At 60.4% G+C, this 26,563-nt stretch carries 28 protein-coding genes; 16 read left to right on the top strand and 12 right to left on the bottom strand.

From position 1 onward, the window contains the following. Positions 1 to 417: 417 nt before the first annotated feature. From ACTPOI_RS13125 to ACTPOI_RS13105, 5 genes are all read right to left on the bottom strand, one after another. Entirely contained in the window at positions 418 to 711 is a 294-nt protein-coding gene (locus ACTPOI_RS13125; protein ID WP_015012914.1) for a hypothetical protein, read from the bottom strand. Between the two features lie 78 nt (positions 712 to 789). Continuing rightward, complete coding sequence (locus ACTPOI_RS13120) at positions 790 to 1,131, bottom strand: copper-binding protein (RefSeq protein WP_015012915.1); 342 nt, start codon at positions 1,129 to 1,131, stop codon at positions 790 to 792. Positions 1,132 to 1,169: 38 nt separating this feature from the next. Beyond that, positions 1,170 to 1,673: a cupredoxin domain-containing protein gene (locus ACTPOI_RS13115; RefSeq protein WP_069103145.1), complete on the bottom strand. Its 504-nt coding sequence runs from the start codon at positions 1,671 to 1,673 to the stop codon at positions 1,170 to 1,172. Between the two features lie 35 nt (positions 1,674 to 1,708). Further along, positions 1,709 to 3,121 carry a multicopper oxidase family protein gene (locus ACTPOI_RS13110; protein ID WP_069103144.1) on the bottom strand — a complete coding sequence of 471 codons (1,413 nt, stop codon included), beginning with the start codon at positions 3,119 to 3,121 and terminating at the stop codon, positions 1,709 to 1,711. 18 nt (positions 3,122 to 3,139) lie between these two features. Continuing rightward, positions 3,140 to 4,573 carry a TolC family protein gene (locus ACTPOI_RS13105; RefSeq protein WP_069103143.1) on the bottom strand — a complete coding sequence of 478 codons (1,434 nt, stop codon included), beginning with the start codon at positions 4,571 to 4,573 and terminating at the stop codon, positions 3,140 to 3,142. Between the two features lie 459 nt (positions 4,574 to 5,032). Between ACTPOI_RS13105 and ACTPOI_RS13100 the strand changes: the two genes are divergently transcribed. The 4 genes from ACTPOI_RS13100 to ACTPOI_RS13085 all read left to right on the top strand — a co-directional run bounded on the left by ACTPOI_RS13100 (position 5,033) and on the right by ACTPOI_RS13085 (position 8,926). Beyond that, positions 5,033 to 5,719, top strand: coding sequence for a heavy metal response regulator transcription factor (locus ACTPOI_RS13100; protein ID WP_069103141.1), 687 nt, complete (start codon positions 5,033 to 5,035; stop codon positions 5,717 to 5,719). Continuing rightward, positions 5,716 to 7,122, top strand: coding sequence for a heavy metal sensor histidine kinase (locus ACTPOI_RS13095; RefSeq protein WP_069103140.1), 1,407 nt, complete (start codon positions 5,716 to 5,718; stop codon positions 7,120 to 7,122). Before ACTPOI_RS13100 ends, ACTPOI_RS13095 begins: the two co-directional genes overlap by 4 nt. After that, positions 7,115 to 8,377: a hypothetical protein gene (locus ACTPOI_RS13090; protein WP_055401385.1), complete on the top strand. Its 1,263-nt coding sequence runs from the start codon at positions 7,115 to 7,117 to the stop codon at positions 8,375 to 8,377. The genes ACTPOI_RS13095 and ACTPOI_RS13090 overlap by 8 nt, the downstream gene beginning before the upstream one ends. 240 nt (positions 8,378 to 8,617) lie before the next feature. Next, positions 8,618 to 8,926: a flagellar hook-basal body complex protein FliE gene (locus ACTPOI_RS13085; RefSeq protein ID WP_055401387.1), complete on the top strand. Its 309-nt coding sequence runs from the start codon at positions 8,618 to 8,620 to the stop codon at positions 8,924 to 8,926. Positions 8,927 to 9,058: 132 nt separating this feature from the next. Here ACTPOI_RS13085 and ACTPOI_RS13080 read toward each other — a convergent pair whose 3' ends face one another. After that, positions 9,059 to 9,586: a DUF4148 domain-containing protein gene (locus tag ACTPOI_RS13080; protein WP_069103139.1), complete on the bottom strand. Its 528-nt coding sequence runs from the start codon at positions 9,584 to 9,586 to the stop codon at positions 9,059 to 9,061. Positions 9,587 to 9,676: 90 nt separating this feature from the next. Beyond that, entirely contained in the window at positions 9,677 to 10,048 is a 372-nt protein-coding gene (locus ACTPOI_RS13075; protein WP_082836304.1) for a hypothetical protein, read from the bottom strand. 371 nt (positions 10,049 to 10,419) lie between these two features. On the opposite strand from ACTPOI_RS13075, the gene ACTPOI_RS13070 reads away from it, so the two are divergent. From ACTPOI_RS13070 to ACTPOI_RS13030, 9 genes are all read left to right on the top strand, one after another. Then, positions 10,420 to 10,692 (top strand): hypothetical protein, encoded by a 273-nt coding sequence (locus tag ACTPOI_RS13070; RefSeq protein ID WP_156779031.1) that lies wholly within the window; start codon positions 10,420 to 10,422, stop codon positions 10,690 to 10,692. A 342-nt stretch (positions 10,693 to 11,034) separates the two neighbouring features. Continuing rightward, positions 11,035 to 11,376: a four-helix bundle copper-binding protein gene (locus ACTPOI_RS13065; protein WP_069103138.1), complete on the top strand. Its 342-nt coding sequence runs from the start codon at positions 11,035 to 11,037 to the stop codon at positions 11,374 to 11,376. A gap of 20 nt (positions 11,377 to 11,396) precedes the next feature. Continuing rightward, positions 11,397 to 11,813 (top strand): DUF305 domain-containing protein, encoded by a 417-nt coding sequence (locus tag ACTPOI_RS13060; protein ID WP_069106281.1) that lies wholly within the window; start codon positions 11,397 to 11,399, stop codon positions 11,811 to 11,813. A gap of 264 nt (positions 11,814 to 12,077) precedes the next feature. Beyond that, entirely contained in the window at positions 12,078 to 12,269 is a 192-nt protein-coding gene (locus ACTPOI_RS13055; RefSeq protein WP_055402945.1) for a DUF2933 domain-containing protein, read from the top strand. A 34-nt stretch (positions 12,270 to 12,303) separates the two neighbouring features. After that, positions 12,304 to 14,673 (top strand): heavy metal translocating P-type ATPase, encoded by a 2,370-nt coding sequence (locus tag ACTPOI_RS13050; RefSeq protein WP_192424945.1) that lies wholly within the window; start codon positions 12,304 to 12,306, stop codon positions 14,671 to 14,673. A gap of 39 nt (positions 14,674 to 14,712) precedes the next feature. Then, positions 14,713 to 15,198: a hypothetical protein gene (locus ACTPOI_RS13045; protein WP_231940668.1), complete on the top strand. Its 486-nt coding sequence runs from the start codon at positions 14,713 to 14,715 to the stop codon at positions 15,196 to 15,198. Between the two features lie 75 nt (positions 15,199 to 15,273). Next, positions 15,274 to 16,599, top strand: a complete 1,326-nt coding sequence (locus tag ACTPOI_RS13040) for a TolC family protein (protein WP_440109438.1) — start codon at positions 15,274 to 15,276, stop codon at positions 16,597 to 16,599. Positions 16,600 to 16,611: 12 nt separating this feature from the next. Further along, positions 16,612 to 18,129: an efflux RND transporter periplasmic adaptor subunit gene (locus tag ACTPOI_RS13035; protein ID WP_056419591.1), complete on the top strand. Its 1,518-nt coding sequence runs from the start codon at positions 16,612 to 16,614 to the stop codon at positions 18,127 to 18,129. Next, positions 18,126 to 21,266: an efflux RND transporter permease subunit gene (locus ACTPOI_RS13030; protein ID WP_440109436.1), complete on the top strand. Its 3,141-nt coding sequence runs from the start codon at positions 18,126 to 18,128 to the stop codon at positions 21,264 to 21,266. The genes ACTPOI_RS13035 and ACTPOI_RS13030 overlap by 4 nt, the downstream gene beginning before the upstream one ends. 394 nt (positions 21,267 to 21,660) lie before the next feature. Here the strand turns inward: ACTPOI_RS13030 and ACTPOI_RS13025 are convergent, their stop codons facing one another. From ACTPOI_RS13025 to ACTPOI_RS13005, 5 genes are all read right to left on the bottom strand, one after another. Next, positions 21,661 to 22,167 (bottom strand): hypothetical protein, encoded by a 507-nt coding sequence (locus ACTPOI_RS13025; RefSeq protein ID WP_015012963.1) that lies wholly within the window; start codon positions 22,165 to 22,167, stop codon positions 21,661 to 21,663. 18 nt (positions 22,168 to 22,185) lie between these two features. Beyond that, entirely contained in the window at positions 22,186 to 22,509 is a 324-nt protein-coding gene (locus ACTPOI_RS13020; protein WP_015012964.1) for a heavy-metal-associated domain-containing protein, read from the bottom strand. A 20-nt stretch (positions 22,510 to 22,529) separates the two neighbouring features. After that, entirely contained in the window at positions 22,530 to 22,667 is a 138-nt protein-coding gene (locus tag ACTPOI_RS13015; RefSeq protein ID WP_156391310.1) for a hypothetical protein, read from the bottom strand. Positions 22,668 to 23,144: 477 nt separating this feature from the next. Continuing rightward, positions 23,145 to 23,522 (bottom strand): hypothetical protein, encoded by a 378-nt coding sequence (locus ACTPOI_RS13010; protein ID WP_440109433.1) that lies wholly within the window; start codon positions 23,520 to 23,522, stop codon positions 23,145 to 23,147. After that, the gene (locus ACTPOI_RS13005) at positions 23,519 to 23,827 is read right to left on the bottom strand and encodes a hypothetical protein (RefSeq protein WP_440109432.1); all 309 of its coding nucleotides are present in this window, start codon (positions 23,825 to 23,827) and stop codon (positions 23,519 to 23,521) included. The genes ACTPOI_RS13010 and ACTPOI_RS13005 overlap by 4 nt, the downstream gene beginning before the upstream one ends. 89 nt (positions 23,828 to 23,916) lie before the next feature. Here ACTPOI_RS13005 and ACTPOI_RS13000 point away from each other — a divergent pair, with 89 nt between their 5' ends. From ACTPOI_RS13000 to ACTPOI_RS12990, 3 genes are all read left to right on the top strand, one after another. Then, positions 23,917 to 24,840 carry a DUF72 domain-containing protein gene (locus ACTPOI_RS13000; RefSeq protein ID WP_440109430.1) on the top strand — a complete coding sequence of 308 codons (924 nt, stop codon included), beginning with the start codon at positions 23,917 to 23,919 and terminating at the stop codon, positions 24,838 to 24,840. A 236-nt stretch (positions 24,841 to 25,076) separates the two neighbouring features. Then, on the top strand, positions 25,077 to 25,370 hold the full coding sequence (locus ACTPOI_RS12995) for a DUF4148 domain-containing protein (RefSeq protein ID WP_440109428.1): 294 nt from the start codon (positions 25,077 to 25,079) through the stop codon (positions 25,368 to 25,370). Between the two features lie 252 nt (positions 25,371 to 25,622). After that, positions 25,623 to 26,450: a DNA/RNA non-specific endonuclease gene (locus ACTPOI_RS12990; RefSeq protein WP_440109426.1), complete on the top strand. Its 828-nt coding sequence runs from the start codon at positions 25,623 to 25,625 to the stop codon at positions 26,448 to 26,450. Positions 26,451 to 26,563 lie beyond the last annotated feature (113 nt).

Below are 26,563 nucleotides of genomic sequence, written 5' to 3'. Positions count from 1 at the left end.
TGACACACGCCGTCGGCAGTTAAAAGCGATAGCCGAGCGCCATTTGGCGGAAGCTACGGGAAATTGTCGAGATGAAATCGGCGTTAGAGCAGTTGGTTTCTGTGTGCGCAGGTGACGAACATGCCCATTGCGCGATTCTGGAAAACCTCGCCGCAGACAGTCCCTCGGCCCCCAATCACAGTGCTAGCTTTGTCAAACCGAAGCGTCGCGGTGCCAAGGCCACCCCCGCTCACTCTGGGGTAACCAACAAGCCGACAACCAGTCATTTGGATCTCATGACATGGATGCGTGGCGTACACGTGCATCGGAGCGGGCATTGAACTAGGCCGTGAGGTGGCTTGCAGAGCCATCACCTTGCACCACGATTGCGGCCAGCCCGTACTTGGGCGGGCCACGCTTGTGGCCCACCTGTTTGCATTACTTAGGCGTGGAGCCCGGAGTGGCTTCCTTGTGCGGCATGGCTTCACGCGCATTGGCCTTTTCCTGACCACGGGCTTCGGCCTTGCTGGTGTCCGCAAGGCCAGAGCCTTCACCTCGCGCTGTACCGCCATCCTTGATCTGCTTCACACCGGTTGCAGGACGGGCTTTCTTGTGGTCTTCGCCATGCGCTTGCGCCTTGGAGTTGGTATAGGGCGTGGCTTCCTGGGTGTCGCCAGCGGCGAATGCGGACGATGCTGCTGTCATGGCGAGGGCAATAAGGAGCGTTTTCATGATTTTTCCTTGGTGGGTTGACGTGCGAACAGAAGAACGCCCCCTTTTCTTGAGGGCGTAGCGAGACACTTTTTGCGCTTACTTGGCAGGCTCGATGGCAGTGACGACCATCTTTCCGCCCTCGTTGATCACCATGAAGCGGATCTTGTCGCCGGCCTGCGCCTTGTCGAGCAGGGCCTTGTCCTTGGCTGTGAACACCATGGTCATCCCCGGCATCTCCAAGTGCTTGATGTCGCCATGCTTGATGGTGATTTTTCCGGCGTCCTTGTCGATCTTGCGCACCTCTCCATCGGTCATGGAGGCTGCGGCCGTGGTTGCGGCTCTTCCGGCGTCTCCAGAGGCTTGCGCCGTGGCTGACAACGGCATGAGTGCGGCCAGCGACAACATCGCGCCGATCAAAAGACTGTTTGCGTTTTTCATAGGAACTCCTTGTTCAATCGCGTAGAAGGCTTTTCCGCTTACTTCTTCACCACCGTGACCTGGCCCTTCATGCCCGCGTCGTAATGGCCTGGGTAAAGGCAGGCAAACTTGACTTCACCAGCCTTTGTGAACTGCCAGATGATTTCGCCTTGCTTGCCTGGGGCCAGCGACACTTTGCTGGGTTCGTCATGCTCCATATCCGGGAACTTCTTCATCGTCTCGTAGTGTTCCTTGAGTTCGGCATCGGTGCCCAAGCTGAACTCGTGTTTGACCTGGCCACTGTTCTTGATCACGAACTTGACCGTTTCGCCCTGCTTGACGGAAATCGCTGCAGGCGTGAAGCGCATGGTGTCCGCCATGTCCACGTTGATCGTACGGGTCACCTTGGCAGCTTTGCCGGGCTGGCCAATAGCTGATTCAGCGCTGCCATGGCCGTGGGCGCCGCCGCCGTCGTGACCACCACCGTGGTTGCCACCCGCAAAGCTGTTGAAAGACAGAGCCACCAGGGTTGAGGCAGCGATCAGGGAAAGGGTGCGTTTCATATTTACCTTGGGTTGTTGATGGGGAAAGCAGGCGATCAGTGGCCGCCGTGCGAGGACGGCTTTTTGACCTTGACGACGGTGTCCGAACTGGACTTCTCTTTGCGGGGCATGGATTGGCCGCCTTCCGCCTTGAAGCGGGCAGGCTCCGCCATCGGACCGGTGTACTCGTAGGCCACCGTGCCCTCCGGGTTTTTGTACCAACCCGGGTTTTTGTAGTCGCCCGGCTTCTGGTCGCGGCGTACTTTGAGGACGCTGAACATTCCGCCCATTTCGACCGAGCCGAACGGGCCTTCTCCGGTCATCATCGGGATGGTGTTGTCCGGAATGGGCATTTCCATTTCCGTCATGTCTGCCATGCCGCGCTCGCCCATGACCATGTAGTCGGGGATCAGGTTGTTGATCTTCTTGGCAACGCCGCGGTGGTCCACGCCAATCATGGTGGGAATGTCGTGACCCATTGCATTCATGGTGTGGTGGCTCTTGTGGCAGTGGAACGCCCAGTCGCCTTCTTCGTCCGCGAGGAACTCAATCTGGCGCATCTGGCCCACGGCCACGTCGGTTGTCACTTCATAGAGACGGGTGCTCTTGGGCGTGGGACCGCCGTCCGTGCCCGTTACCAGAAACTCGTGTCCGTGCAAATGCATCGGGTGGTTGGTCATGGTGAGATTACCGATGCGAATCCGCACCTTGTCATTGAGCCGGACGTTCAAGGAATCGATGCCAGGAAAGATGCGGCTGTTCCAGGTCCACAAATTGAAGTTCAGCATTTCCGCGACCTTGGGCGTCGCGGCGCCGGGCTCGATGTCGTAGGCGCTCAGGAGGAAACAGAAGTCCCGGTTCACTTCGTCGATCAGCGGATGTTTGGTCTTGGGATGCGTGATCCAAAAACCCATCATGCCCATGGCCATCTGGGTCATTTCGTCGGCATGGGGGTGGTACATGAATGTCCCCGGACGGCGCGCAACGAACTCGTAGACGAAGGTTTTGCCGGACTGGATCGCTGGCTGATTCAAGCCCGCCACGCCGTCCATGCCATTAGGCAAACGCTGCCCGTGCCAGTGGATACTGGTGTGCTCGGGCAGTTTGTTGGTCACAAAAATGCGGACGCGGTCGCCTTCCACCACCTCGATGGTGGGACCTGGGCTCTGGCCGTTGTATCCCCACAGGTGGGCCTTGAAACCGGGCGCCATTTCGCGCACCACGGGTTCTGCCACCAAGTGGAACTCTTTGACCCCCTGGTTCATGCGCCACGGCAGCGTCCAGCCGTTGAGCGTGACCACGGGGTTGTAGGGGCGCCCCGAATTGGGCACCAGCGGCGCCATGGTGTCTGCACTCGTCTGGAACACTGGCTCTGGCAGAGCGGCCATCGCCACCCGGCTCACACTCGCTGCGGCCACAGCCCCCCCAGCAATGCCAGCAAATCGGAAAAAATCTCTTCTTGAATTCATGTTGGTTTCCTTGAGGGATCAGTGACCTGCACCAGCTTCGGCTGCGGCTGCGCCACCGCCCGAGACACCTGCGCTGGTGGGTTTGCCGATGAGGGAGGCTTGAAGGGCTGCGTCCGCTAGCCAAAACTGCTGTTCGGCGTTCAGAGCCGCCATCACTGAGTTCACCTGGTCGCGGGAGTCGGCAAGCAACTCAAAGACGCTGATCAGCATCCCGTTGTAGCGAAGCTGGTTTTCTTCAGAAATGGTTTTTCGCAGAGGGATCACCTCGTCGCGGTGGTGGCGCGCGATGTCATACGCCGTGCGGTACGCGGAATAGCTCTCGCGCAAGTTCGAGCCCGCCGCGCGGGCTGTGGCCTCCAGGCGGTTGGCAGCGGCCAGGGTTTGCGCGTTCATGGAATCGCGTCGCATGCCCCCCCAATCGAAGATCGGCAGCTGCAGACTGATCTCGAAGCCGCGCCGCGTCGAGTGGGTGTTCTCGGCTGCATCGAAGACAGAGTCGCGCCGTACACCCAGTTCAATGTCCGTGAAGGTCGTGATCGTGTTCCAGCCTTGCGCGCGTGCGGCTGCGTCATAGTCGGCCTTCGCGATCTGAAGATCCAGCCGCCCCTTGGACGCCTGACGGCCAGCATCTGCTGGGGACAGCGGCTCCTTGGGCAGCGTCGGCAGGCGCTCAGGCAACTTGAGCTGCTGGGCTTGGTTGTCATCAAGGCCCAGCATCCGCACCAGCTCTTCACGGGCCGCTGTGACCCCGTGCTGGGCGGTGGCCAGCTGGGTCGCTGTGTCGGCATAGAACGCTTGCTGGCGTGCACGGTCAAGCTTGTTGAAATTACCGACTGCCTGCATGCGCTTGGCCAACTCGGCGCTGGCTTGGGCGCTTGCGACAACCTGTTGGGTGTAAGTCAACGTCTGTTGCGCGGCAACAGCGCGGACCCAGGCTTGGCGCACTTGGGTCACCTGGTCCACTACATCGCTGCTGAGGCGCAGCTGAGTCTGTTTGACACGCTGCTCGGCGATACCTTTGCGCATGGGCAAGGTCAGCAGGTCAAGCAGACCGAAGGAAAGGAGGCGTCCGATCTCCGTCTCGCTGCCTAGCCGAACGCGCTCCAGGCTCAGAATAGGGTTGGCGATGCGGCCGGACTGGGCCGCCGTGGAAGCGTCCGCCCAGTTTTGAGCCACGATGGCTTGCAGGGACGGGCTATTGACCAGAGCGAGTTGAACGGCATCTTGTTGACTGAGCGGTTTGGCCAACAGGTCCGAGGCGCGTTGGCGCAAGGCATCTTGCTCATTCCGGTCCCGGGCCAGAGTAAGTCCGCCGTCCGTGAAACCGCTTGTCGCCGCGTTGGCGCTGGAGAGGTTTTGCTCCAGATTCACGCTGGCGCAGCCAGACAAGACCGCCACTGCGGCAACAGCGATCACTAGTTTGGCGCGGGGCATGCGAAGGGTACGGATCATTGTTTGCCCCCGTGGTGTGCGTCATGGCCTTGGGCTGGTTGGCCCTGGTCCGCTGCGGGTGCGGGCTGGCGCATTTCCTTGGCATAGGCGCGCCATCCTCCAATTTCGCCTACCTTGTCGTTGGCAGCCTTCCAGGGCTGGACGGATTGCTCTTTGTAGACCTCATAGCCTGTCAGAGCTGATCGGTACGAAAGTTGGTAGTCCACTTTCGGGGGTGCACCGTCTGGCATCTGAGCAAAGGCTAGCGAAGGCGCCAGCAGTGCAGCGGCCAGCCAGGGGATTGAGTTAAGTCGTGAGAGCCAGGAATTTCTCATAGATTCACCATGCGTTTTGATGCAACGCATTGTGTGAGTCAATGGCTTCCAAATAGATAACGCCTCAATTACATCTTTGTCATGTTCAAGAAAGGCGCAAATCTGCGGGCACACTGGCGGCCACTCGCAGCGCCAAGGAGGTCTCGTGAAGATACTGATCGTTGAGGACGAAATCAAAACCGGGGAGTACCTGCGCCAAGGCTTGCGGGAAGCGGGATTCAACGCTGATCTAGTCCACAACGGTGTCGATGGTCTGCGTATGGTTCAAGAGGAAGACTACGATCTGGTAATCCTGGATGTGATGCTTCCTCGGATGGACGGCTGGCAGGTCCTCACCAATATGCGTCGCCGTGGCCTTGAGATGCCCGTGCTATTTCTCACGGCCAAGGATCAGGTGCAAGACCGGATCAAGGGGCTGGAATTAGGCGCAGACGACTATCTGGTCAAGCCGTTTTCTTTTGCCGAATTGCTGGCAAGGGCCCGGACCATACTGCGGCGCGGCCGTAGTGGCGCCGAGGTGACCATTCTGCAGGTGGCCGATCTTGAACTGGATCTTCTGCGGCGGAGAGTCAGCAGGTCCGGCAAACGCGTCGACCTCACGCCCAAGGAATTCGGTCTGCTGGAACTGCTGATGCGTCGCCAAGGAGAGGTTTTGCCTCGCTCTCTGATCGCGTCGCAGGTGTGGGATATGAATTTCGACAGCGACTCCAACGTGGTCGAGGTGGCAATGCGTAGGCTTCGGGCCAAAATTGACGATGCCTATGACGCCAAACTGATCCAGACGGTGCGAGGCATGGGGTATGTGCTTGAAGCGCCACAGGAGATTCCGTGAAAGCCCGGCACTCGCTGACGACACGGCTGACGGCCTTTTTTACGCTGGCTTCTGGGCTTGTGCTCGTTGGCTTGGGGACCATCGTCGCCATTTCTATCGATCGCCATTTTGTGGAACTGGATCGCGATGCCCTGCGCGACAAGATCCACCTCACACGTGAGGTGATAGGAAAATCCACGTCACCGCAGGACCTCAAAATTCGGCTGGACGACGTTTTGCACAGCCACGAGGGCCTTTTTGTCAGCGTTTTCCGTGACAAGGACCCGCTTTACGCGACCACGGGTTTCCAGTTTCCAGATGATCTCCATGCCCTGGCCCAGAGGGCCCGCCTGGGGGTTGCCTCCTGGAAAACGAAGGGGCGGGAATACCGAGGGATGTCGGCACTCGTGACGTTGCCGGGTTCCGCCGAGCCGCCGCTGCAGGTCTGGGTAGCTGTAGACATTGCCCACCACAAGCACTTCATGTACGAATTGATTTGGGTGCTTGTGGGCTATGTGGCGTTGGCCACTCTAGTGGCCGGGGTCCTGGGCTGGTGGGCCGCAAAGAATGGCTTGGCCCCCCTTCGGGCCATGAGATCTCGCGCCATGGCCATCACGGCACAGCGACTGGACGAGCGGATGCCAACCCAGGAGTTTCCAGTGGAAATGGCAGACTTGGCGACCACTCTCAACGAGATGCTCCGGCGGCTCAAGGAGGAGTTCGACCGGCTGTCCGAGTTTTCTTCGGACCTGGCTCACGAGCTGCGAACGCCCATCAACAATCTGATGACGCAGACCCAGGTCACGCTTAGCCAAGCTCGCTCCTCCGAGGAGTACCAGGACATACTGGCCTCCAACGCCGAGGAGTACCAGCGTTTGGCCCGCATGGTGGCTGACATGTTGTTCCTGGCCAAGGCTGACCACGGGCTTATTCTTCCCAGCACGGAGAGAATCGCAGTTCATGATGAAGCACAGGCCTTGTTTGATTTCTACGAGGCACTTGCCGAAGAAAAGCGGGTCCGGCTGCAACTGATCGGAACGGCGGAGATCACTGGCGACCGGTTGATGCTTCGCCGGGCGCTGAGCAATCTCCTGTCCAACGCCATTCGCTATACCCCCCCTGGAGAACAGGTGGTCGTTGACATTCAAGGGGACGTTCACGGAACCACCGTGGATGTAGTCAACACTGGACCTTCCATCGACGCGCAGATGATCCCCCGCCTTTTCGACCGCTTCTTTCGGGCAGACAAGTCGCGCAAGCAACTGGATTCCGACGGTGCAGGCTTGGGCTTGTCCATCACCCAGGCGATTGTTCATGCACACCGGGGCCGCATCTCAGTGAGTTCGGCCGATGGCAGGACCTGTTTTTCGATGTATTTCCCCAGTGCACAGACCATTGGCAAGCACTTCACGACAAATGCATGACCCCTTTGCAACCCTTATTGACTGCTGGAAGGCGGATCCGAGCAGCACCTACAACAGCTGGTTCCTGTGGGATCAGAGGATCAAGAACTTCCGCTCCATACGCAGAGGCATTGCACAGGTGGTGGAGGACATCCGGGGAGGAACGTTTGGCAACGCCTACCGAGGCTCCTCGCTGGAGACGATCGTGGGTTCCGTGGCAGAGCAGCGCCAAATTTTCAAAGGTGCGGACCACGCGTTCCTCTGGAAACCCAAGCTGAGGATTCCGGACATCTACGAGAACACGAGTAACCAGCTCGCCTTCGCAGATCTCCTTCACACCTGCGATCACTGCGATTGCGCAGAAGACGTCGTTGCCGCCATACAGCGCATCGATGCAATCGGCATCAAAGGCTTGGGCCCAGCAGTCGCCAACTTGCTGTATTTCATCCACCCAACGCTGCTCTCTCCCTTTAACACTGCCATTGTCAATGGTTTCAACGCAGTGACTGGCGGGCGCGTGAAGCTCGGACGTTGGGACCACTATCTCTCTATGCGGGAGGGCTTGCTGCGCTTGAACGCGCAGTACCGGCTGAAACTATCGAATGATCTCGGTGCGATTGCGGGACTCATGTTTGACATTGGCAGTGGCCGATATGCAGCGCCGCCACAAGCAATGGATGCGGCGACGGCGACACTCTGGCAAGAAGACCTTGAACGTGTGCGGCTGGAATCCACCGCATCGCAACGGGAGATGTCCCAGGCGACCGAAAGCGATGCGACCCACACGGGTATTCAGGCTTCATTGCGCGATCTGGGCAAGTCTCTCGGGTTTGATGTCTGGATAGCGTCCAACGACCGGGGTCGCTCCTACGGCAGCGGCCTTTTGGGAGACGGATGTCTGGCGCAGTTGCCTGCCAGCGTGGACAGGGGACTGGAGTCGATTCGACTCATTGATGTCGTATGGATTGATACTCAGACATCGCAGGTCGCGGCCGCATTTGAAGTCGAGCACACCACGTCCATCTATTCGGGGATCGTGCGAATGCTCGACCTGGCCTTGGGCACGTCGGTTGCAGTCAACTGTGCATTGTTTCTTGTGGCTCCAGACAATCGCAGAGACAAGGTCGCTGAACAACTTCAAAGGCCTGCATTCTCCCGCGTTTCGGAGTTGGGAATCCGGTACCTGCCGTATAGCCAACTGGAGCAGAACCACGCTTTGATGAGCCGTTTTGGTTCCAGTATCAAGCCGCTGCTGGAGATTTCGCAGCGGCTGTGAGACCCGGTTCTTTGGCATGGTGCGGTTCGCCTGGGTCTGGCTCCTTCGGCCTCGGGTTCGATTCACGGCGATGTCGGCAAGATGAAGCGCCTGTTATCCCGAACGGGGGGACTAGCTGGTAATAACTTGCGCTGCGAAAGCTACAGGTCTGGCGCCAGAAACTACGATGGACCATCACCTTGGTAGAGATCTCCAAGGCGGCACTTCGCAAATTCTTCGTCCAACCATGAGGTCCTCGACATGAACGTCACTACCAAGCCATTGGATGCTCTGTCGCCAGTCGGTTTGTTGGGAAACTCTGTGTCCACAGCACCGAGCATCCAAGGGGGCGGTTTTCTAGACGCCATGAAGCAGGCGCTGACAATCACAAGCCAATTGCAAGGTGAATCGGGTCGGCTGAGTCGAGAGGTCACACTTGGCAACCCCACGGTCAGCTTGGAAGGGACCATGCTCGCTGGAGTCAAGTCGAATATTGCGTTCCAGGCGACCTTGCAAAGCCGCAATCGAATTGTCCAGGCCTACACCGATGTGATGAACATGCAGGTCTGATCCTGAGCGAGTTGTAAGACAACGGTCGTGCGCACCTGCTGTCGGGGCCGTGGGCATGCTTTGCATTCAAGCTGGAGGCGGCCCTTTTTTGGCAAGGCTCCTCCAGCTCAGCCGCTGACCCCCTGGGAAAACTCACTGAAACCGTGGCGCCTTGGAGGATTCGTCCGAGGTGGTGGCCATGGCCGCATGCTGCGCTGCGTGATAGCGGTCCGGATAGATTTCGTTGAGCTTGCGGCCGTCTTCGCCCACAGCGACGACTTCGCCTTCGCGGATGGCGCGTGCCAGCTCGCTCTTTACCTGGTCACGTGTCTTCAGCGATTTGCCTGTCACGATGGGATAGCGGCCTGACATCAGTTCATTGCGTTTGACGCCGAATTCACCGGCCACCATGATGTCGCCTGTACGGATAGCCTGCTCCAGCTCGTCCCGCACTTGCTCTCGGGATTTGCCGACCTGAGTCGAAGTAGCCACGGGATAGGCGCCAGGATTGATCTGCTTGAGCGTAAGACCCGATTCGCCAAAGGCGAGCATGTCGCCGCTCTGCTGAGCCTGCGCCAATTCAGCACGGACTTGCTCGCGCGTCTTACTGACCACTTGGTCCGAAGCAAATGCAGGGGCTGCGATAAGAGAGAGGACGATGAGGGTGGACTTGAGTTTCATGATGGGATTTCCTTCTTGATAAATGGAGATGGTTTGAGTGCAGCCGCAGGCCGGTCTTGGAGATTCGCGGGAGTGGGGATGGTTCGGGGTTCAGGGCAGTTGGCTGGCGTTGACCCAACCTGCCTCGCCTCCGAGATCGCGCATGCCATCGCTGGTCACGGGATTGCGCTTGGCGGCCTGCAACTCATCCAAGACTTGCTGGCGGGTCTTTGTCAGCTTGGGGCCAGGGACGAGCGGATAAGTAGCCGGGTAACCACGGCTGATCCAGTACAGAGAACCGTCCTTTTGCGCGGCCAGTACGGTGCTTTCGACAGCTTGACGGCTGACTGCGTTGCCCAGGTGGTCGGGGGCCAGACTCACGCCTTCTTCCTGACTTGGGCTTGCGTGGTAGACCGAAGTAGCGAAGGACGCTGTAGCGAATGCAGCGAGACTGGCGACGAGGATGGCAGTACGAATTTTCATGATGGTCTCCTGTGGCGCCGGATGCCCGATATGGTCCATCCAGGTGGCGTTTTTCTGCGCCACGGAGAGAAGTCTAGAACCCGCACCCCTACGAAGCGGTGACCTCCCGATTACGCTTTTGACAGGTTTGGGGCGAGGTGAAAAGTGCAGAGGGATTTGGTTCGAGATACGGTCTATGTCTCCTCACCGGGATGAAGCACCCGATGAACATTGCATGTTCCGTATATTTCGAAAACGTCATCCGCACTACAGCTTCTCGTTCGTCCCCGTAGCCCAAAATCCTCTTCCACACGCCGCCCATTGATGTCTTGTATCCGCGTGTAGCCGTCGGCCCAGCTGACGTTTTAATGACTGATGAGGAAAGTAAGACCATGTACAAAAAGATGATTGTGTCTATGTTGGTCGCAGCAGCGTCGCTGGCGTCTGCGACCACGTTTGCCGCACCTACCGACAACGAGGTGCGCGTTGAAGCGTCGGCCACCAGAGTTGCGACGGAGGATGGAAAAACGCGCTACTGGAGCCATCCAAGATTGGCCATGATCAAAGTCGATGCCGCAGGCCGCATGCTCGCTGCGCGATCAAACACTGGGGAAGCCGAACCATCTGGCGTTCTTTCTGGCATCCGATCGTCGCGTGTGCGCTGACGCCTTGTGGCGTAAGAGGTACCACAGCTGGGCCCGTAGTGCACTGCATGGTGGTTACGTCAGCTTTGAAGGGCTGTGATTGGACGGCAGCCGTGCGAATAGGCGTAACAAAGAGCCTTGGCGAAGACTACTTGGTCGAATGTGACATCTAGATTACGACCGTGAAACCTCTTCGTCATCTTGCACCGAAATTGCGGCAAATTGCTCGAAGGCTGAGTCAATCGTCGGCGCGAGCCTACAGAACCGAATGCTTCTCGCGGCGGAAGATGGATGCTCCTTGCAGCCCGCTGCGTAGGATCAAGTTCAACTTTTTGAGCCATCCAAACCTATCAGGAGATCCAGATGATTCACACCCCGAACCCCTACATGTCTTGCATCAATGCTTGCCGGTCGTGCGCGACGGCTTGCCATCAGTGTTTCGCAGAGTGCCTCAAGGAGGAGGACGTCAAGATGATGGCCCGCTGCATTGCGCTGGACGCGGACTGTGCGGCCGCTTGCAGCTTAGCTGCCGATGTGATGGCGCGCCGAAGCGAATACGCCGAGGCGATTTGTGCGCTGTGCGCGCAGATCTGCAAGGCCTGCGGCGATGAGTGCGCTAGGCACGAAGCCGAGCATTGCAAGGCATGTGCCGCCGCTTGCCACAAATGCGCTCAAGAATGTGCCGCCATGGCCCACGCAGATTGACGCTGTTCAAGGAGCCCACCATGAGATTTCTGCACCCACCCTCGAAAACCGTCTCGGCAACCGCCTTTCTTGCATGCGCGTTGGTGGTTCCCTTGTCGTTGCACGCCCAGTCTGCCCCACACGCTGGCATGAAAGGCGCTGCCATGGATCAGACGATGCCTGCAGGCAAGATGGACATTAAGTCCATGATGAAAGAGAACAACGACAAGATGGCGTCCGTGAAGACGTCAGGCAATCCCGATGTGGATTTCGCGCAAATGATGCGCATCCACCATCAAGGTGCCATCGACATGGCGCAGAGCCAATTGCGCGATGGAAAAGATCCCCAACTACTCAGCATGGCCCAGGACATTATTTCCGCGCAAAAAAAGGAAATCGCTGTGCTGGATGCGTTTCTCGTTCGCAATGGCAAGCAACCCACAGCACCCACGAAATAGTTCTCTGTACTCAGCGATCGCTGCCCTGACCCTTGGACCGCTGTCGGGGAATCAGGGCAGCGTTACTCAGACGCCGTTTGCAGTGCGCATGGGGGCTGAGCAGGCACATGATCCACGTCAAGAGGACTTGTCATCAGTTTGACATTGCCACCGTGTTAAGCCTTATTGTTTCCATACGGCTCGTCACTGTCTCGACGACCTCATATGGAGAAAACCATGAACCACGATCACAGTACAGGACAATCGGATAAGGCCAGCGCTTCAATGGGCAGAAAGAGACTGATTGGCGCAGTCGTCATGCTCGCTTTCATTGGCATGTTTTTTCTTCTCAAAGAGCACTGGTCGCATGTCGCGGGCTACTGGCCGTATCTGCTCTTGCTGGCTTGCCCCCTGATGCACCTTTTCCACGGACACGGGGGGCACGGCTCCCACAACGTCGATTCGAGCAAGAAGTAATCTTGCACGGCCAAAACACCCAGGGAGGCTATCCATGTCGAATGCGCAACCGCACGAACACGTCCATCATGACCACCAGCATCATGAAGGGCATCACACGCATGTGTCGTTGCCCACGACGGGACTAAAGGATCCTGTCTGCGGTATGGATGTGACGGAACAATCGCATCACTCGACAGAGCACGAAGGGCGTCCTTACTACTTTTGCAGCGCCAAATGCAAAGCACGCTTCATGGAAGCGCCGCAAAAGTTTCTCTCGACTCCCATCAGCGAGCGCGCGCCTCAGCCTGAGCCCGAAGCGGCGCAACCGGGCACAACCTATACCTGCCCCATGCACCCTGAGGTGCAACAGGACCATCCTGGAAATTGCCCCAAGTGCGGCATGACACTGGAGCCCATGCTGCCCACGCTGGATGAGGGAGAAAACGCCGAGCTCGTGGATTTCCGGCATCGCTTCTGGTGGACGCTGCCTCTCACTGTGGTGGTTACCGTCCTGGCCATGCTTGGGCACCGGTTGCAGTGGTTCGAGATGGTCACACAGAGCTGGATTGAACTGGTGCTGACGGTACCCATCGTCCTGTGGGCGGGCTGGCCCTTCTTCTTGCGCGGTGCGCAGTCGGTCGTGAACCGCAGTCCCAACATGTGGACGCTGATTGGTCTGGGAACGGGCGCAGCATTTGTCTATAGCGTGGTCGCGACCGTTGCGCCGGGGGTGTTTCCCGCCTCGTTCCAGGCCATGGGGCGCGTGGCGGTGTATTTCGAAGCTGCAGCGGTCATCATCTCGCTCACGCTGCTGGGTCAGATGCTGGAGCTGAAGGCGCGCTCGCAGACTTCGGCCGCCATCAAGTCGCTGCTGGGCCTGGCCCCCAAGACCGCGCGGCGTATTGACGCCAACGGTCAGGAGAGTGATGTTCCCTTGTCCCATGTCCATGTGGGAGACCTCTTGCGCGTGCGGCCTGGCGAGAAGGTTCCTGTGGATGGTGTGGTGGTCGAGGGGAGCAGCGCGGTGGACGAAGCCATGCTCACTGGCGAGCCGGTGCCCATCGTCAAAGGGCCTGGTGATGCCGTCATCGGTGCCACGCTCAATACCAACGGGGCACTGGTGATCCGGTCCGAGCGGGTGGGCTCCGCCACCATGCTGTCGCAGATCGTTCAAATGGTTGCGCAGGCACAGCGCTCACGGGCCCCCATGCAGCGCATGGCCGACCAGGTGGCGGGCTACTTCGTGATGGCTGTGGTGGGTATCGCGTTGCTCACACTCTTCGCGTGGGGCCTGTTCGGTCCGGAGCCACGCTGGGTCTACGGCCTGGTCAATGCAGTTGCGGTGCTGATCATCGCGTGCCCTTGTGCGTTGGGCCTGGCAACTCCCATGTCCATCATGGTGGCCACAGGCCGGGGGGCGACCAGCGGCGTGCTGTTCAGGGACGCGGCAGCCATCGAGAACCTGCGCAAGGTGGACACGCTGATCGTGGACAAAACAGGCACGCTCACCGAAGGCAAGCCCTCCTTCGAACGTGTAGTGGCCATGCCCGGTCTGTCCGAGGATGAGGTTCTGCGCCTGGCGGCCAGTCTGGACCAAGGCAGCGAGCATCCGCTGGCCGATGCCATTGTCCAGGCAGCTCGCGCCAAGGGGCTCGCCCTGGACAAGCCCGAGGACTTTGAGTCCGGCTCGGGCATCGGGGTGCGCGGACAGGTCGCTGGACGCCAGCTCGCCCTGGGCAACACGGTCCTCATGGAGCAGGTTGGGGTTTCAGCGAACCCGCTGCTTGCGCAGGCAGAGGCCTTGCGCGCCACAGGCGCCAGCGTGATGTACCTGGCGGCCGATGGCCAGCTTCAAGGCCTGCTGGCGGTCTCGGATGCCATCAAGGCCAGCACGCCGGAAGCGCTGGCGACCTTGCATGCGGCGGGACTGCGCATTGTCATGGCCACGGGCGACGGCATGACCACCGCCAAGGCGGTGGGGGCCAAACTGGGGATTGATGAGGTCCATGGCGAAGTCAAGCCTGCGGACAAGCTGGCCCTGGTGTCGCGGCTGCAGGCCGAAGGCCGTGTTGTCGCCATGGCGGGGGACGGGATCAACGACGCGCCCGCCCTTGCCAAGGCGGATGTGGGGATCGCGATGGGCACCGGCACCGACGTGGCGATGAACAGCGCACAGGTCACCCTGGTCAAGGGCGATCTGCGAGGGATTTCCACTGCGCGGGAATTGTCGGAGGCGACGGTGGGCAATATGAAGCAGAACCTGATGTTTGCCTTCCTCTACAACGCGCTGGGCATCCCGATCGCCGCAGGGCTGCTGTATCCCTTCACCGGATGGCTGCTGTCGCCAATGATTGCGGCCCTGGCGATGAGCCTGAGTTCTGCGTCGGTGATCACCAACGCGCTGCGGCTGCGCAAGGGCTGAGGAGGGGCCGCTTGCACGGACTTGATCTGGGTTAAGTCCGTGACTGGCATTCTGGATACCATTCGCACCATGATCGCTGTCAGGAACACCGTGTTGCGCCAAAGACGCTGGATAACCAGCGTTCTGGTCGCGGTGTTGCTTCTGATGCAGTTCGCGTTGGCGGCCTATGCCTGTCCCAAGCTGGACTCCGCAGCCCATGCGGCATCGATGCAAAAAGCGGGCATGGCCATGGAAGACTCAGTCGGCATGCCCTCCATGCCCGATTGCCACGCTATGGCGGGAACCATGGATGAGCAAGATCCTCAGCTGTGTCGAGCCCATTGTGATGGCGACAGCTTGTCCTCCCCCTCGCTACAAGGTCTCGATCTGCAGGCGCTCGCGGCTCACGCCATCTGGGTTGCTTATGTGCTGCCCGTGATCCTGGACTCAGAACGCCATATTGACCCTCGGGCTGTCTACGCAGAGCTGGACAGTCGAGCGGGCTCTCCCCCCATCTATCTGACCCATCAGGTCTTTCGGAATTGAACGTGCACGGCGTGTGCGCTGCCTTGCAGCGTGCGCGCAGGTCTGACTTCGTGCCCCTTCATTTCGAGGACTATCATGCCCAACATCTCCTTCGGCGCTCCCTGCGAGCGCCTGCCTGCGCAACTGCGCATTCATCCTCTCTCGCCGCGCATCCGTGTGCGCAACCTCAACCATCTGCGCCTTTGCGCTCTCGGATTCCTGCTGGCCGGCATCGGCCTTGCAGGCAACCAGGCCCACGCCCTGGGGTTTGCCGAAGCCTTGGATCTGGCGGAGCAGCACAGCCCTCGTATCACGGCCCAGCGGCTGCAGATTGACGCAGCCAGCAGTACCCAGAAGTCGGCGGGAACGCTGCCGGATCCCAAGCTCTCGGTCGGTATCGAGAACTTTCCCATCAGCGGCATGGACCGCTTCAGCCTCACGCGTGAGTCCATGACCATGCAGCGCCTGGCGCTGATGCAGGAGGTGCCCAACCGGGCCAAGCGCGATGCCCAGATCGCCGGTGCCGAGGCCAAGGTGGAACGCGAACGCGCCACCCTGGCGGTCCAGCGCCTGCAGATCCGCCAGGAACTGAGTCAAGCGTGGATCCTGGCCCAGGCTATCGAGCAACGTGACCAGGTACTCACCGGTCTACTGAGTGAGAACCAGCGCCTGCAGGACAGCCTGCCCGCCCGCATCGCCGGAGGCACGGCCCAGGCCGCAGACCTGCTGATGGCCAGGCAGGAGGCGCTTGCGCTGTCGGATCGCAGGGACGATCTGCAGCGGGACCGATCCAAGGCCAGGGCGATGTTGCGGCGCTGGGTTGGCGCTCGCGCCGACGAGGCGCTACAGGGAACTCCTGGGCCGCTGAGCCGCCCCTTGGATCAACTGCGGTCTGAGGTACACCGCCACGCGGAACTTGCGCAGTACCCCGCCATGCAGGCCATGGCCTTGGCGGAAACGCGCGAAGCCCAAGCAGAAACCAAGGGTGATTGGTCCTGGGAAGTCGCCTACAGCCGCCGCGACCGACGCTGGGGCGACATGGTGTCCTTCCAGGTGACCTTTGACCTTCCCTGGCAACAGGAGCGGCGCCAGGGACCCCAGATCAAGGCCAAGCAGCTGGAGCTGCAGCGCCTGGACGCCGAGCAGGAAGACGTGACCCGCAGGCACCTGCAGGAGCTGGAGGACAGCGCCTCAGAGCTGGCGGCACTGAACAGTCAGATCGAGCGGCTGCAATCGGCGGGCATGGGCTTGGCACAGGGGCGTGCCGAACTCGCGTTGGCCAATTACCAGTCTGCCAAAGGCGACTTGAGCGCCGTGCTGGCGGCCAGGGCCCAAGTGCGGGAGACGCACTGGCGGCTCATTGATCTGCAGGCGCAGCGGGACACCGTGATTGCCCGTCTGAACAGCCTGATCGCGGACTGAAGGGAGAACCACATGACCAATACCGTTTTCAAGAAGACCACTGTGGCCGTGGCACTGGTGGCTGCTGGCATTGCCCTCGGTTGGGGCGTCTCCCAATGGCGCATTGCGAGCAGTCATCCATCTGGCGCTACCCCTCCATCGGCAGAAGCGGCGAAGGCCGACCGCAAGGTGCTGTACTGGTACGACCCCATGGTGCCAACGCAGAAGTTCGACAAGCCAGGCAAGTCGCCCTACATGGACATGGCGCTGGTTCCCAAGTACGCCGATGAGGACGCACAACAAAGCACCGGTTTGAATGTCTCGGCACAAGCGGTGCAAGCCCTCGGCCTGCGCACCGCCACGGTGGAGCAGCGCGACATTGGATCCGATGTGGACGTGCTGGGCACGGTCCAGCTCAATGACCGGGATGTGAGTATCGTCCAGGCGCGTTCTGCAGGATTTGTGGAGCGTGTCTATGCCCGGGCCCCGGGTGACGTGGTGGCCGCAGGCGCGCCATTGGCCGATTTACTGCTGCCTGAGTGGGTGGCTGCGCAGCGCGAGTTCCTCGCTGTCCGGGCGCTCAAGGAAGAGTCGCTGACGGCCGCTTCGCGTCATCGGTTGTCACTGCTGGGCATGCCTGCCTCGCTCGTGGCCCAGGTGGAGCGCACGGGCGAACCTCAGGGCCGCTACACGGTGACCTTCCCACAAGCAGGGATGGTGGCCGAACTGATGGTGCGCCAGGGCATGACGGTCTCTGCGGGGGCCAGCCTGGTGCGCGTGAACGGTCTGGCCAGCGTCTGGATCGAAGCGGCCGTTCCCGAAGCGCAAAGCGGTCCCTTGCAACTGGGGCAGGACGCCCAGGTGCGCCTGGCCGCGTTTCCGGGCGAAACCCTCAAAGCCCGTGTCGTGAGCATCCTCCCAGAGGCCAACCGGGACACCCGCACGGTGCGCGTGCGCCTGGAGCTTCCCAACCCCACCCAGCGCCTGAAGGCGGGCATGTCCGGGCAGATTGTCCTGGCGGGACGCACCCAACCGGCGCTGCTGGTACCCAGTGAAGCGGTGATCCGAACCGGTAAGCGGGCACTGGTTTACGTGGTGGACGGCCCCGGCAAGTACCACCCCGTCCAGGTACAACTTGGCGCGGAAATCGATGACCGACTCGTCATTCAAAGCGGACTCACCGCAGGGCAGCAGGTGGTCGCCTCGGCGCAGTTCCTGATCGACTCGGAAGCCAGCCTGCGAGGCATCATGCCCGCTCAACCTCCCGGCAGCAGCGCACAACCCATCGCTGAACAGGGTTCCTCGGCCTCTGCGGCTCCGGCGTCCAAGAGCTTTACGGTGCGAGGGGTGGTCGATGAGGTCACGCCAACCGAGCTGACCCTTACCCACGAGGCCGTGCCTGAACTGAAGTGGCCCGGCATGACCATGCCATTCAAGCTGGCAAACCCAGAGCTGGCCAAGGCCCTGAAACCGGAGCAGCAGGTCAAGTTCACCTTCCAGCAGCAAGGCAAGGACTTCGTGATCACTGCCGTGGAAAGGATCAAGCCATGATCGCACGTCTGATCCGCTGGTCGGTGGCGAACCGACTCCTGGTTCTGCTGGCGACCGTGATGCTCACGGCCTGGGGCGTGTGGGGCGTGCGCAGCACCCCCGTGGACGCGCTCCCCGATTTGTCGGATGTCCAGGTCATCATCCGCACCTCCTACCCCGGCCAGGCGCCGCAGATCGTGGAAAACCAGGTGACCTACCCGCTGGCCACCACCATGCTGTCCGTCCCGGGCGCCAAGACGGTGCGCGGCTTCTCGTTCTTTGGCGACTCGTTTGTCTACATCCTGTTCGAGGACGGCACGGACCTGTACTGGGCACGTTCCCGGGTGCTGGAGTACATGAACCAGGTGCAGGGGCGACTACCCGCCACGGCCAAATCGTCGCTCGGCCCCGACGCCACCGGGGTCGGCTGGATCTACCAATATGCGCTGGTGGACCGCACCGGCAAGAACGATCTCGCCCAGCTGCGGGCCCTGCAGGACTGGTTCCTGAAATTCGAACTCAAGAGCCTGCCCAATGTCGCGGAAGTGGCGTCGGTGGGCGGCATGGTCAAGCAGTACCAGGTGGTGCTCGATCCGATCAAGCTCGCAGCCCAAGGGCTGACCCAGGGGCAGGTGCGTGATGCCATCCTGGGAGCGAACCAGGAAACGGGAGGGTCGGTGCTGGAGTTGTCCGGGGCCGAGTACATGGTGCGCGCCAGCGGCTACCTCAAGACGCTGGACGACTTCAGGGCCATCCCGCTGGTGTCGCGCGCCGGGATTCCCGTGCGCCTGGGCGATGTCGCAACGCTGCAGATCGGACCGGAGATGCGGCGCGGCATCGCCGAACTCGACGGCGAGGGGGAAGTGGCCGGTGGCGTGGTGGTCCTGCGCTCGGGCAAGAATGCCCAGGAAACCATCCAAGCCGTCAAGGCCAAGCTCAGCGAGCTGCAAAGCAGCCTGCCCCAGGGCGTGGAGATCGTCACAACCTACGACCGCAGTGCGCTCATTGAGCGGGCGATCCAGAACCTCACCACCAAACTCGTGGAGGAGTTCATCGTGGTGGCTGTGGTCTGTGTCTTGTTCCTCTGGCACCTGCGCTCGGCACTGGTCGCCATCATTTCTCTGCCGCTGGGGATCATGGCGGCGTTTCTGGTGATGCGCTACCAGGGCATCAACGCCAACATCATGTCTCTGGGTGGCATTGCGATCGCAGTGGGCGCCATGGTTGATGCGGCCGTGGTGATGATCGAGAACGCCCACAAGAAGCTGGAGGCCTGGCAGCACAAGCATCCCGACCGCCAACTGGTGGGGGAAGAGCGCTGGAAGGTAATCACCGAAGCCGCCGAGGAGGTAGGCCCCGCGCTGTTCTTCTCGCTGCTCATCATCACCTTGTCCTTCGTGCCCGTCTTTACGCTGGAAGCACAGGAAGGTCGCCTGTTTGGACCGCTGGCGTTCACTAAGACCTACGCGATGGCCGCAGCTGCGGCCCTCTCGGTCACGCTGATCCCGGTCCTGATGGGCTACTGGATCCGGGGCCGCATCCCAGATGAGCAAAAGAACCCGATCACGCGCGCGCTGATTGCCGTGTACCGGCCTTGCCTGGAATGGGTTCTGCACCGCCCCAAATCCACACTGGTCATCGCCGTGCTGGCGCTGACGACCACGATCTGGCCCCTCTCGCGGCTGGGGGGCGAGTTCCTGCCCAGGCTCGATGAAGGCGATCTGCTGTACATGCCTTCGGCGCTCCCGGGCCTGTCGGCACAGCGGGCGACGGAGCTTCTGCAACTGAGCAACCGGATGATCAAGACGGTTCCCGAGGTCGAGCGCGTCTTCGGCAAGGCTGGCCGCGCGGAGACCGCAACCGATCCGGCACCGCTGGAAATGTTCGAGACCACGGTGAAGCTCAAGCCCAGAGACCAATGGCGTCCAGGAATGACGCCCGAGGGTCTGATCGAGGAGCTGGACAAGGCCGTCAAGATTCCTGGCCTGTCCAACATCTGGATTCCACCCATCCGCAACCGGATTGACATGCTGGCCACCGGCATCAAGAGTCCCATCGGGGTCAAGGTGACCGGCAACGACCTGAAGGTGATCGACGGGATCGCTGCCCAAGTCGAGCAGGTCGCCAAGGGCATTCCGGGAGTGACTTCGTCGTTGGCAGAGCGCCTGACGGGGGGGCGCTACGTCGATGTCCGCATCGACCGCACGGCCGCAGGGCGCTACGGGCTGAACGTGTCCGAAATCCAGGCCGTGGTCTCCGGGGCCATCGGTGGTGAAAACGTGTCTGAAACGGTCGAGGGCTTGGCCCGCTTCCCGATCAACCTGCGCTATCCGCGTGAGTGGCGCGACTCCCCGGAACGCCTGGCCCAGTTGCCCATCTCCACGCCCATGGGGCAGCAGATCACGCTGGGCACGGTGGCCAGCATCTCCATCACCGATGGCCCCCCCATGCTCAAGAGCGAGAACGCCCGCCCATCGGGCTGGGTGTATGTCGATGTGCGGGGGCGCGATCTGGCATCGGTGGCCAATGACCTGCGCGATGCGGTGGGCCGCCAGATCAAGCTGGAGCCCGGGGTCAGCATCACGTACTCAGGTCAGTTCGAGTACCTGGAGCGGGCCAATGCCCGCCTGAAAGTCGTGGTGCCTGCCACCTTGCTGATCATCTTCGTGCTGTTGTACTTGACCTTCTCGCGCATGGGCGAGGCGGGACTGATCATGGCGACGCTGCCATTCGCGCTCACTGGGGGCATCTGGTTCCTGTACCTGATGAACTACAACCTGTCCATCGCCACCGGTGTGGGCTTCATCGCTCTGGCGGGGGTCGCGGCAGAGTTCGGGGTGGTCATGCTCATCTACCTCAAGCACGCACTCGCAGAGAGATGTCCAGACGGCAGGCAGCCCACGCTGGAAGAGCTGCTGGACGCGATCCGGGAAGGTGCAGTGCTGCGCGTGCGCCCCAAGGCCATGACCGTAGCCGTCATCCTGGCGGGCCTGGTACCCATCGTGTGGAGCAGCGGGACAGGCTCGGAGGTCATGAGCCGCATCGCGGCTCCCATGCTGGGCGGTATGGTGACCGCACCGCTGCTTTCTTTGTTCGTGATTCCTGCAGCCTATGTGCTGATGAGAAAGCCGAGAAAACGCGACCAGCTGGACACTTAGGCTTCGTGAGGCAGGCTTAGGGGCGTCGAGTTTGCTGATCGAGAGGCTGCGTGGCGACGTCAGGCAATGCAGCTTCAATCGGACTGGCTCCATGGCCTGGGTGCCGATCAAAGCGGCGCTACCAGGTCAGCGGCGCCCCCCCTGTCGCTATCGCTGAAAACTGAAGACCCGATAAGAACACCGTCGCCGCCATCAATGGCACCCAATTGAGCTATCGATCAAGCATGCATGCAAAGGAGCCGACCACATCCCCACTTCTGAAATGCGTAGTGCTTGCGGGCGGCAGTAACGGGCTCAGGGGAAACACGCCTTGCGCTGGTCGATTCAGGAAGGTGGTTTACAGAATCTCAATGAGATTTTGTGGCGAGCGCCCCTCAGGACGCTCGCGGGGGGGCTATTTGGATGGCATGACCGCTTGGCGGTCCACCATCATTTGCATCATCTGTTCCATCATGGCCATGCGGCGCTCCATTTGAGCGTGCATGCCCATCATGCCGCCTCCCATGCCCGAGTTTCCAGAGGCTGCAGGTGCGGCAGGTTTGGCCTGCGCCCCTTGCTGCATCATCCCCATACCCATGCCACCAGAATTACCAGCACCCATCATGGCCATGCCGGACTGCATGAGCTTCATGTGCTCGTCCATCAGAGCAGAACGTTCGGCGGGAGTCTTGGCCGCCTGCATTTTTTTGTGCATTTCCTGCATCGCCTTCATCTGACGATCAAAGGCGTCCGGTGCTGGCGGGGTAGTAGCTGTCGGGGCAGACTGGGTGGCTACGCCACCGCTCTGCGCATCACCGGGGTGGTGGCCTGCGTGTTCGTCCGTAGGTTTTGGAGATTGCGCGATGGCACATCCCGCCACGAAAAGGGTTGTCAACAGCCCAGCGACGATATTCAGACGCATGATGGTCTCCTTGTAGGTTCAATTGCAGCATGACGACGTACGGTTCGCAGCGCCTTGATTCACATCAACAGAGGTTGTGGACCGAGACGCACAGCAGCAGCCACCGGTTGTTCGGCCCGATGAAGTCCCCACCACGGCGTCTGCTTTGTATCCGGCACGCTCAATTGCGGAGCGAACAAGCTCCACAGTGTCGTCTTCGGCTTGCCCAGGAACGCGGACCTGCCGCGCGGCCACATCGATTTCTACTTCGACACCCGCCGGCATTGGGGCCTGAGCTATTGCTCGACGAATGCGCTGGGCGCAACCACCGCACGTCATGTCAGGAACATTGAAACGGACCATGTGAGCCTCCTTCAGTTGATTCATGTTTTGACTATGAACCTTGTCACGACGAGAAGGTCAAGCCCATTCGCAAAAATCAACCGGGCGTCAAGATCGAGAGCGGCAGTCGCCAAGGCATGTAAGGCTATGCCGATGCGATCATGCTTGGCGAGTTGCATGCTAAGAGGCTCTTAACGTTTTATCGAGCCGCCTATGGACCTCGCGGACCTGCTTAAGCTGGCTTGAAAGCGCAAGCCATGTGAGGAGCTAATAGATTGGTGTTCTCTATCTCCATCCAAAAATATGGCCCACTACTCCGAACGACCGATGAGAGATCGTCAGCGGACTTCCATAGCGGCAGGACGAGCGACGGCAACCGCTGCAAAGCGGTCCGCCATCCGGCAGCAGCCTCACCAAACACTCCGCTCTGTTCGCCACTCAAAACGGCGCAGGCGACTCCACCAACACCACAGGCCCCGGCCCCGCATACAGCAAATCCCCCGAGTGCTTCACCGTCACCCGCCACATCTCCCCTTCTTGGGTCACCGCATACGCCTCAGCCTCCAGCGGCAGCACTGTCTCCGCAGGGAACACTCCACCGGCTCTACCCGGCGGGGTACACATCAACGTTGGGTAGTTCCACAATGGCTCGGTCGTCATGGCGCTCTCTCAATCCGCACTGGCCCAGGTCCACGGTACATGAGCACGGTCTCGTTCTGCATCACCACCCATTCCTCACCAACTTGCTCGATGGTGTAGTGGTCGGGTTCGCCCAACAGCAAGATGCGACCGTTCTGCCCAGGTATCTCGCAAGGCCAGATCAGCACCGATGGGCAGGGCTTGTAGCGGTGCAACCTCGCCTGCAATAACTCGGCGGGTTGGTCCAAGATGATCTGCTCGGTACGAGAACCCTCAATGGCCACCGCCTCTGGATGCTGCTTACGAATCGTCTCTTCAGAAGCCGCATGCCGGGTGTTGAACCATCGGCCATTGGCTGACTTCACCCGCCAGCGGTAGCGGATCTCTACCTTCATACCCTCCGCACTTCAAAGTACGCCCCCTCCCCTTCCCCCAGGTCCCTGAACCCCGCCTGCTTGGCCGCCGCACTGGCCTTGCCCCAGGCCTTGAGCAAAGTGAGGTCACCAGGCGACACCACCTCGGGCGGCGACTCTTCCAGGCTGTGCATGGTGTCCAGGGCGGCCGCCACCTGCTCGGGGCCGCCGAGCTGCTTTTCCAGGGCTTGGGCATACCGGGTTTCTGCGGCAATGCGCTCCTTGGCAGGGATCTCTTCGGGGTAGTCGCGCAGAGTGACGACATAGGTGGATTCGATGACTTGCATGGCGCTGCTTCTCCTGTGGTTGAATACTGGATGAATATACAGCTTTTGCCACAGATACGCATGTAGGATGAACCCAAGGAGGCCTCCCCATGGAGCACTCTTTCGCCCCCCACAGTTTTGGCTTCAATCCCTTGGTCGGGACCGCGTCCTGGTCGGACAAGACCTTGCTCGACTGCGGCAAGTTCTATCCGCCCACGGCCAAGACACCCGAAGCGCGGCTGCGCTTTTATGCCTCGCAGTTCAACCTGGTGGAGGTGGATACCAGCTACTACGCCATCCCTGCGGTCTCCACGGCCCAGCACTGGGCAGAACGCACCCCACCTGGGTTTGTGTTCAACGTGAAGGCCTTCAGCCTGTTCACTGGACAGTGGACCAGTACAGACGTTTTGCCCAAGGACATCAAGGAGGCATTGGGGCCTGGTCGGCGCATGGTCTACAAGGACATGGCGGCGGAGTTTCGGGAGGAACTCTGGAAACGCTTTGTGGCCTGCCTCGTGCCGTTGCAGGTCAACGGCAAGCTGGGTCTTGTGCACTTCCAGTTCTCGCCGAAGGTGGTGCGCCACCCAGTGGCCATGGCCCACATCGAGCACTGTCTGGAGCATCTGCCGGGTCACACCTTGAGCATTGAGTTCCGGCATCCGAGTTGGTGGGAGAACGATGCGGTGACGGCAGACACCTTGGGCCTACTCAGGAACCTGGGACTGGTCCACACCATCGTGGATGGGCCGCAAGGCTCAGCGCACAGTGTTCCGGCGATCTGGGAGACCACCCATCCCGACCATGCACTGCTCAGGCTCCATGGGCGCAATGCAGTGGCGTATGGGATGCCTGCCAAATCAGCGGCCGAGCGGTTTGACTATGCGTACACCTCCGCAGAGTTGCAGGCTCTGGCGCATCGATACAGCCCGATTGCGCGGTCGGTGCGGTATCCGCATGCAGTGTTCAACAACTGCATGGAGGACAAGAGCCAGCTCAATGCACGGGAGTTTTTGGAGGTCTTGAAGGCGGGTTGACGGTCGGCTGAATGAGATGCGAAGGCACGGAGATTCGGCGTATGAAAGCGCCGAGAGATTGTTTTCAATACTGGAACAGTTAGTTTGCGACTGGGTGGTTTTTCCCTGAACACCATCGGCGTACAGTTAATCCCATCGATGAGCCGAACCCGCAAGGCGACTCACCGAACCCGGTTCAGGAATGGTTTTTGACCCGGCTTTTTTGAGACGCTTTTTAACTTTCAAGGATTTTCATCATGAACAAGACCGCTCGTTTCCTCTCCGTCGCTGCTGTTGCTACATTCGCCGCTTTTGGTGCCCATGCTGACGAAGCCGATGGCTCGCAATTTGCCCTGAAGTTCGACACGAACCGCACCCGCGCTGAAGTGCAAGCCGAAGCTGTAGTGGAAGCCAAGACCCACAGCATGGAACCCGCAGGCTCGCGCGTGGTGACCTACAAGTCCACCGCCGACCGCGCTGCAGTGCGTGCCCAGGCCGCTGAAGCTGTGCGCACCGGCCAGATCCCTTCGGGTGAATTCAGCGCCATGTAATTTGGCAGACCAACTGCTGAGATTGGTTTGAAGCAGTTGCGGGACTTCCCATAGTGGTGGCGCTTTGCATTTGCGGGTGCTGCTGCCATGGGAAGTGTTAACTGAGCCGCAGGGGCGGGCAGGCAGAAAGGGCTCCTTTGGGGGCCCTTTCTGTTTGCGGCCCCCATCTCTGCAAGCAGCTGTAAAACCCTGCGGGTTCCGAGCATTCGGGCCCAAAGCGATAGGTGAACGGTGCTCCAATCGGGCTCCGTTTTGTTCGACCTGAATGCTCATTCTGTGAATCGTTTGTTCTCTTGGCCAGGCCGTGTGCGCCTGGCAGTTGTGCTGGCCCTGTCTCTTGCCAGCGTTGCTCTCCCCAATCTTTCCTGGGCACGGTTTCCGCAGTTCGACAGTGCGGCCCTGCTCACGCCCGAGCCCACCTCCTTTGCGCAGTGCCCGCAGTTCTTTGCGAATGGCATACCACCCTCCATTACGCCCCGGCCGCAGTTGCGCGAGCTTTGCTATGAAGCTTTTGCGGTGCTGCACTCCGGTACCACCAAGACACCGGTGTTTGTAGCCCAGCGCCTGAACCGCAGACTCATCGAGGATGCCGATGAGAAACGGGCCAAACGGTTCTTCGCGGATGCGCGCCTGCCCAGTGGGGAGCGGGCTGAGCTGGAGGATTACAAGAACTCAGGTTACTCCCGAGGCCACATGGCGCCGGCGGGAGATATGGCCACACCCACTTCTATGGCGCAGAGCTTCAGCCTGGCGAACATGGTCCCCCAAAACGCCCAGCACAACGGGGGCGCCTGGAACAAGATCGAGCAGGACACGCGGCACTATGTGAAGCGGGCCAAGGGGGATGTGTTTGTGATCACCGGGCCGGTGTTCACAGATGCGGGACCACGCATTGGAGTCAACGGGGTGAAGGTGCCGACCTATCTGTACAAGCTCGTGTACGACGCAACGACCAACAAGGCCTGGGCGCATTGGCAAGAGAACCGTGAAGGGGAGACGGTGGTGCGGCCGATCAGCTACCAGGAGCTGGTGAAACGCACGGGGGTGGAGTTTTTGCCAGGAAGTGCGCTGCAGCATTGAAACAACACAAACTTGCGATGGAGTGCATGTCCACTCGCTGATCCATAAAAGTAGGAGCGATGCACACCATAGAGGCAGCACGAACTGGCATCTTGGGGAGTCACCCTGACACC

Source organism: Acidovorax sp. BL-A-41-H1 (assembly GCF_051942715.1).
This window is presented reverse-complemented; position numbering and strand designations above follow the sequence as displayed.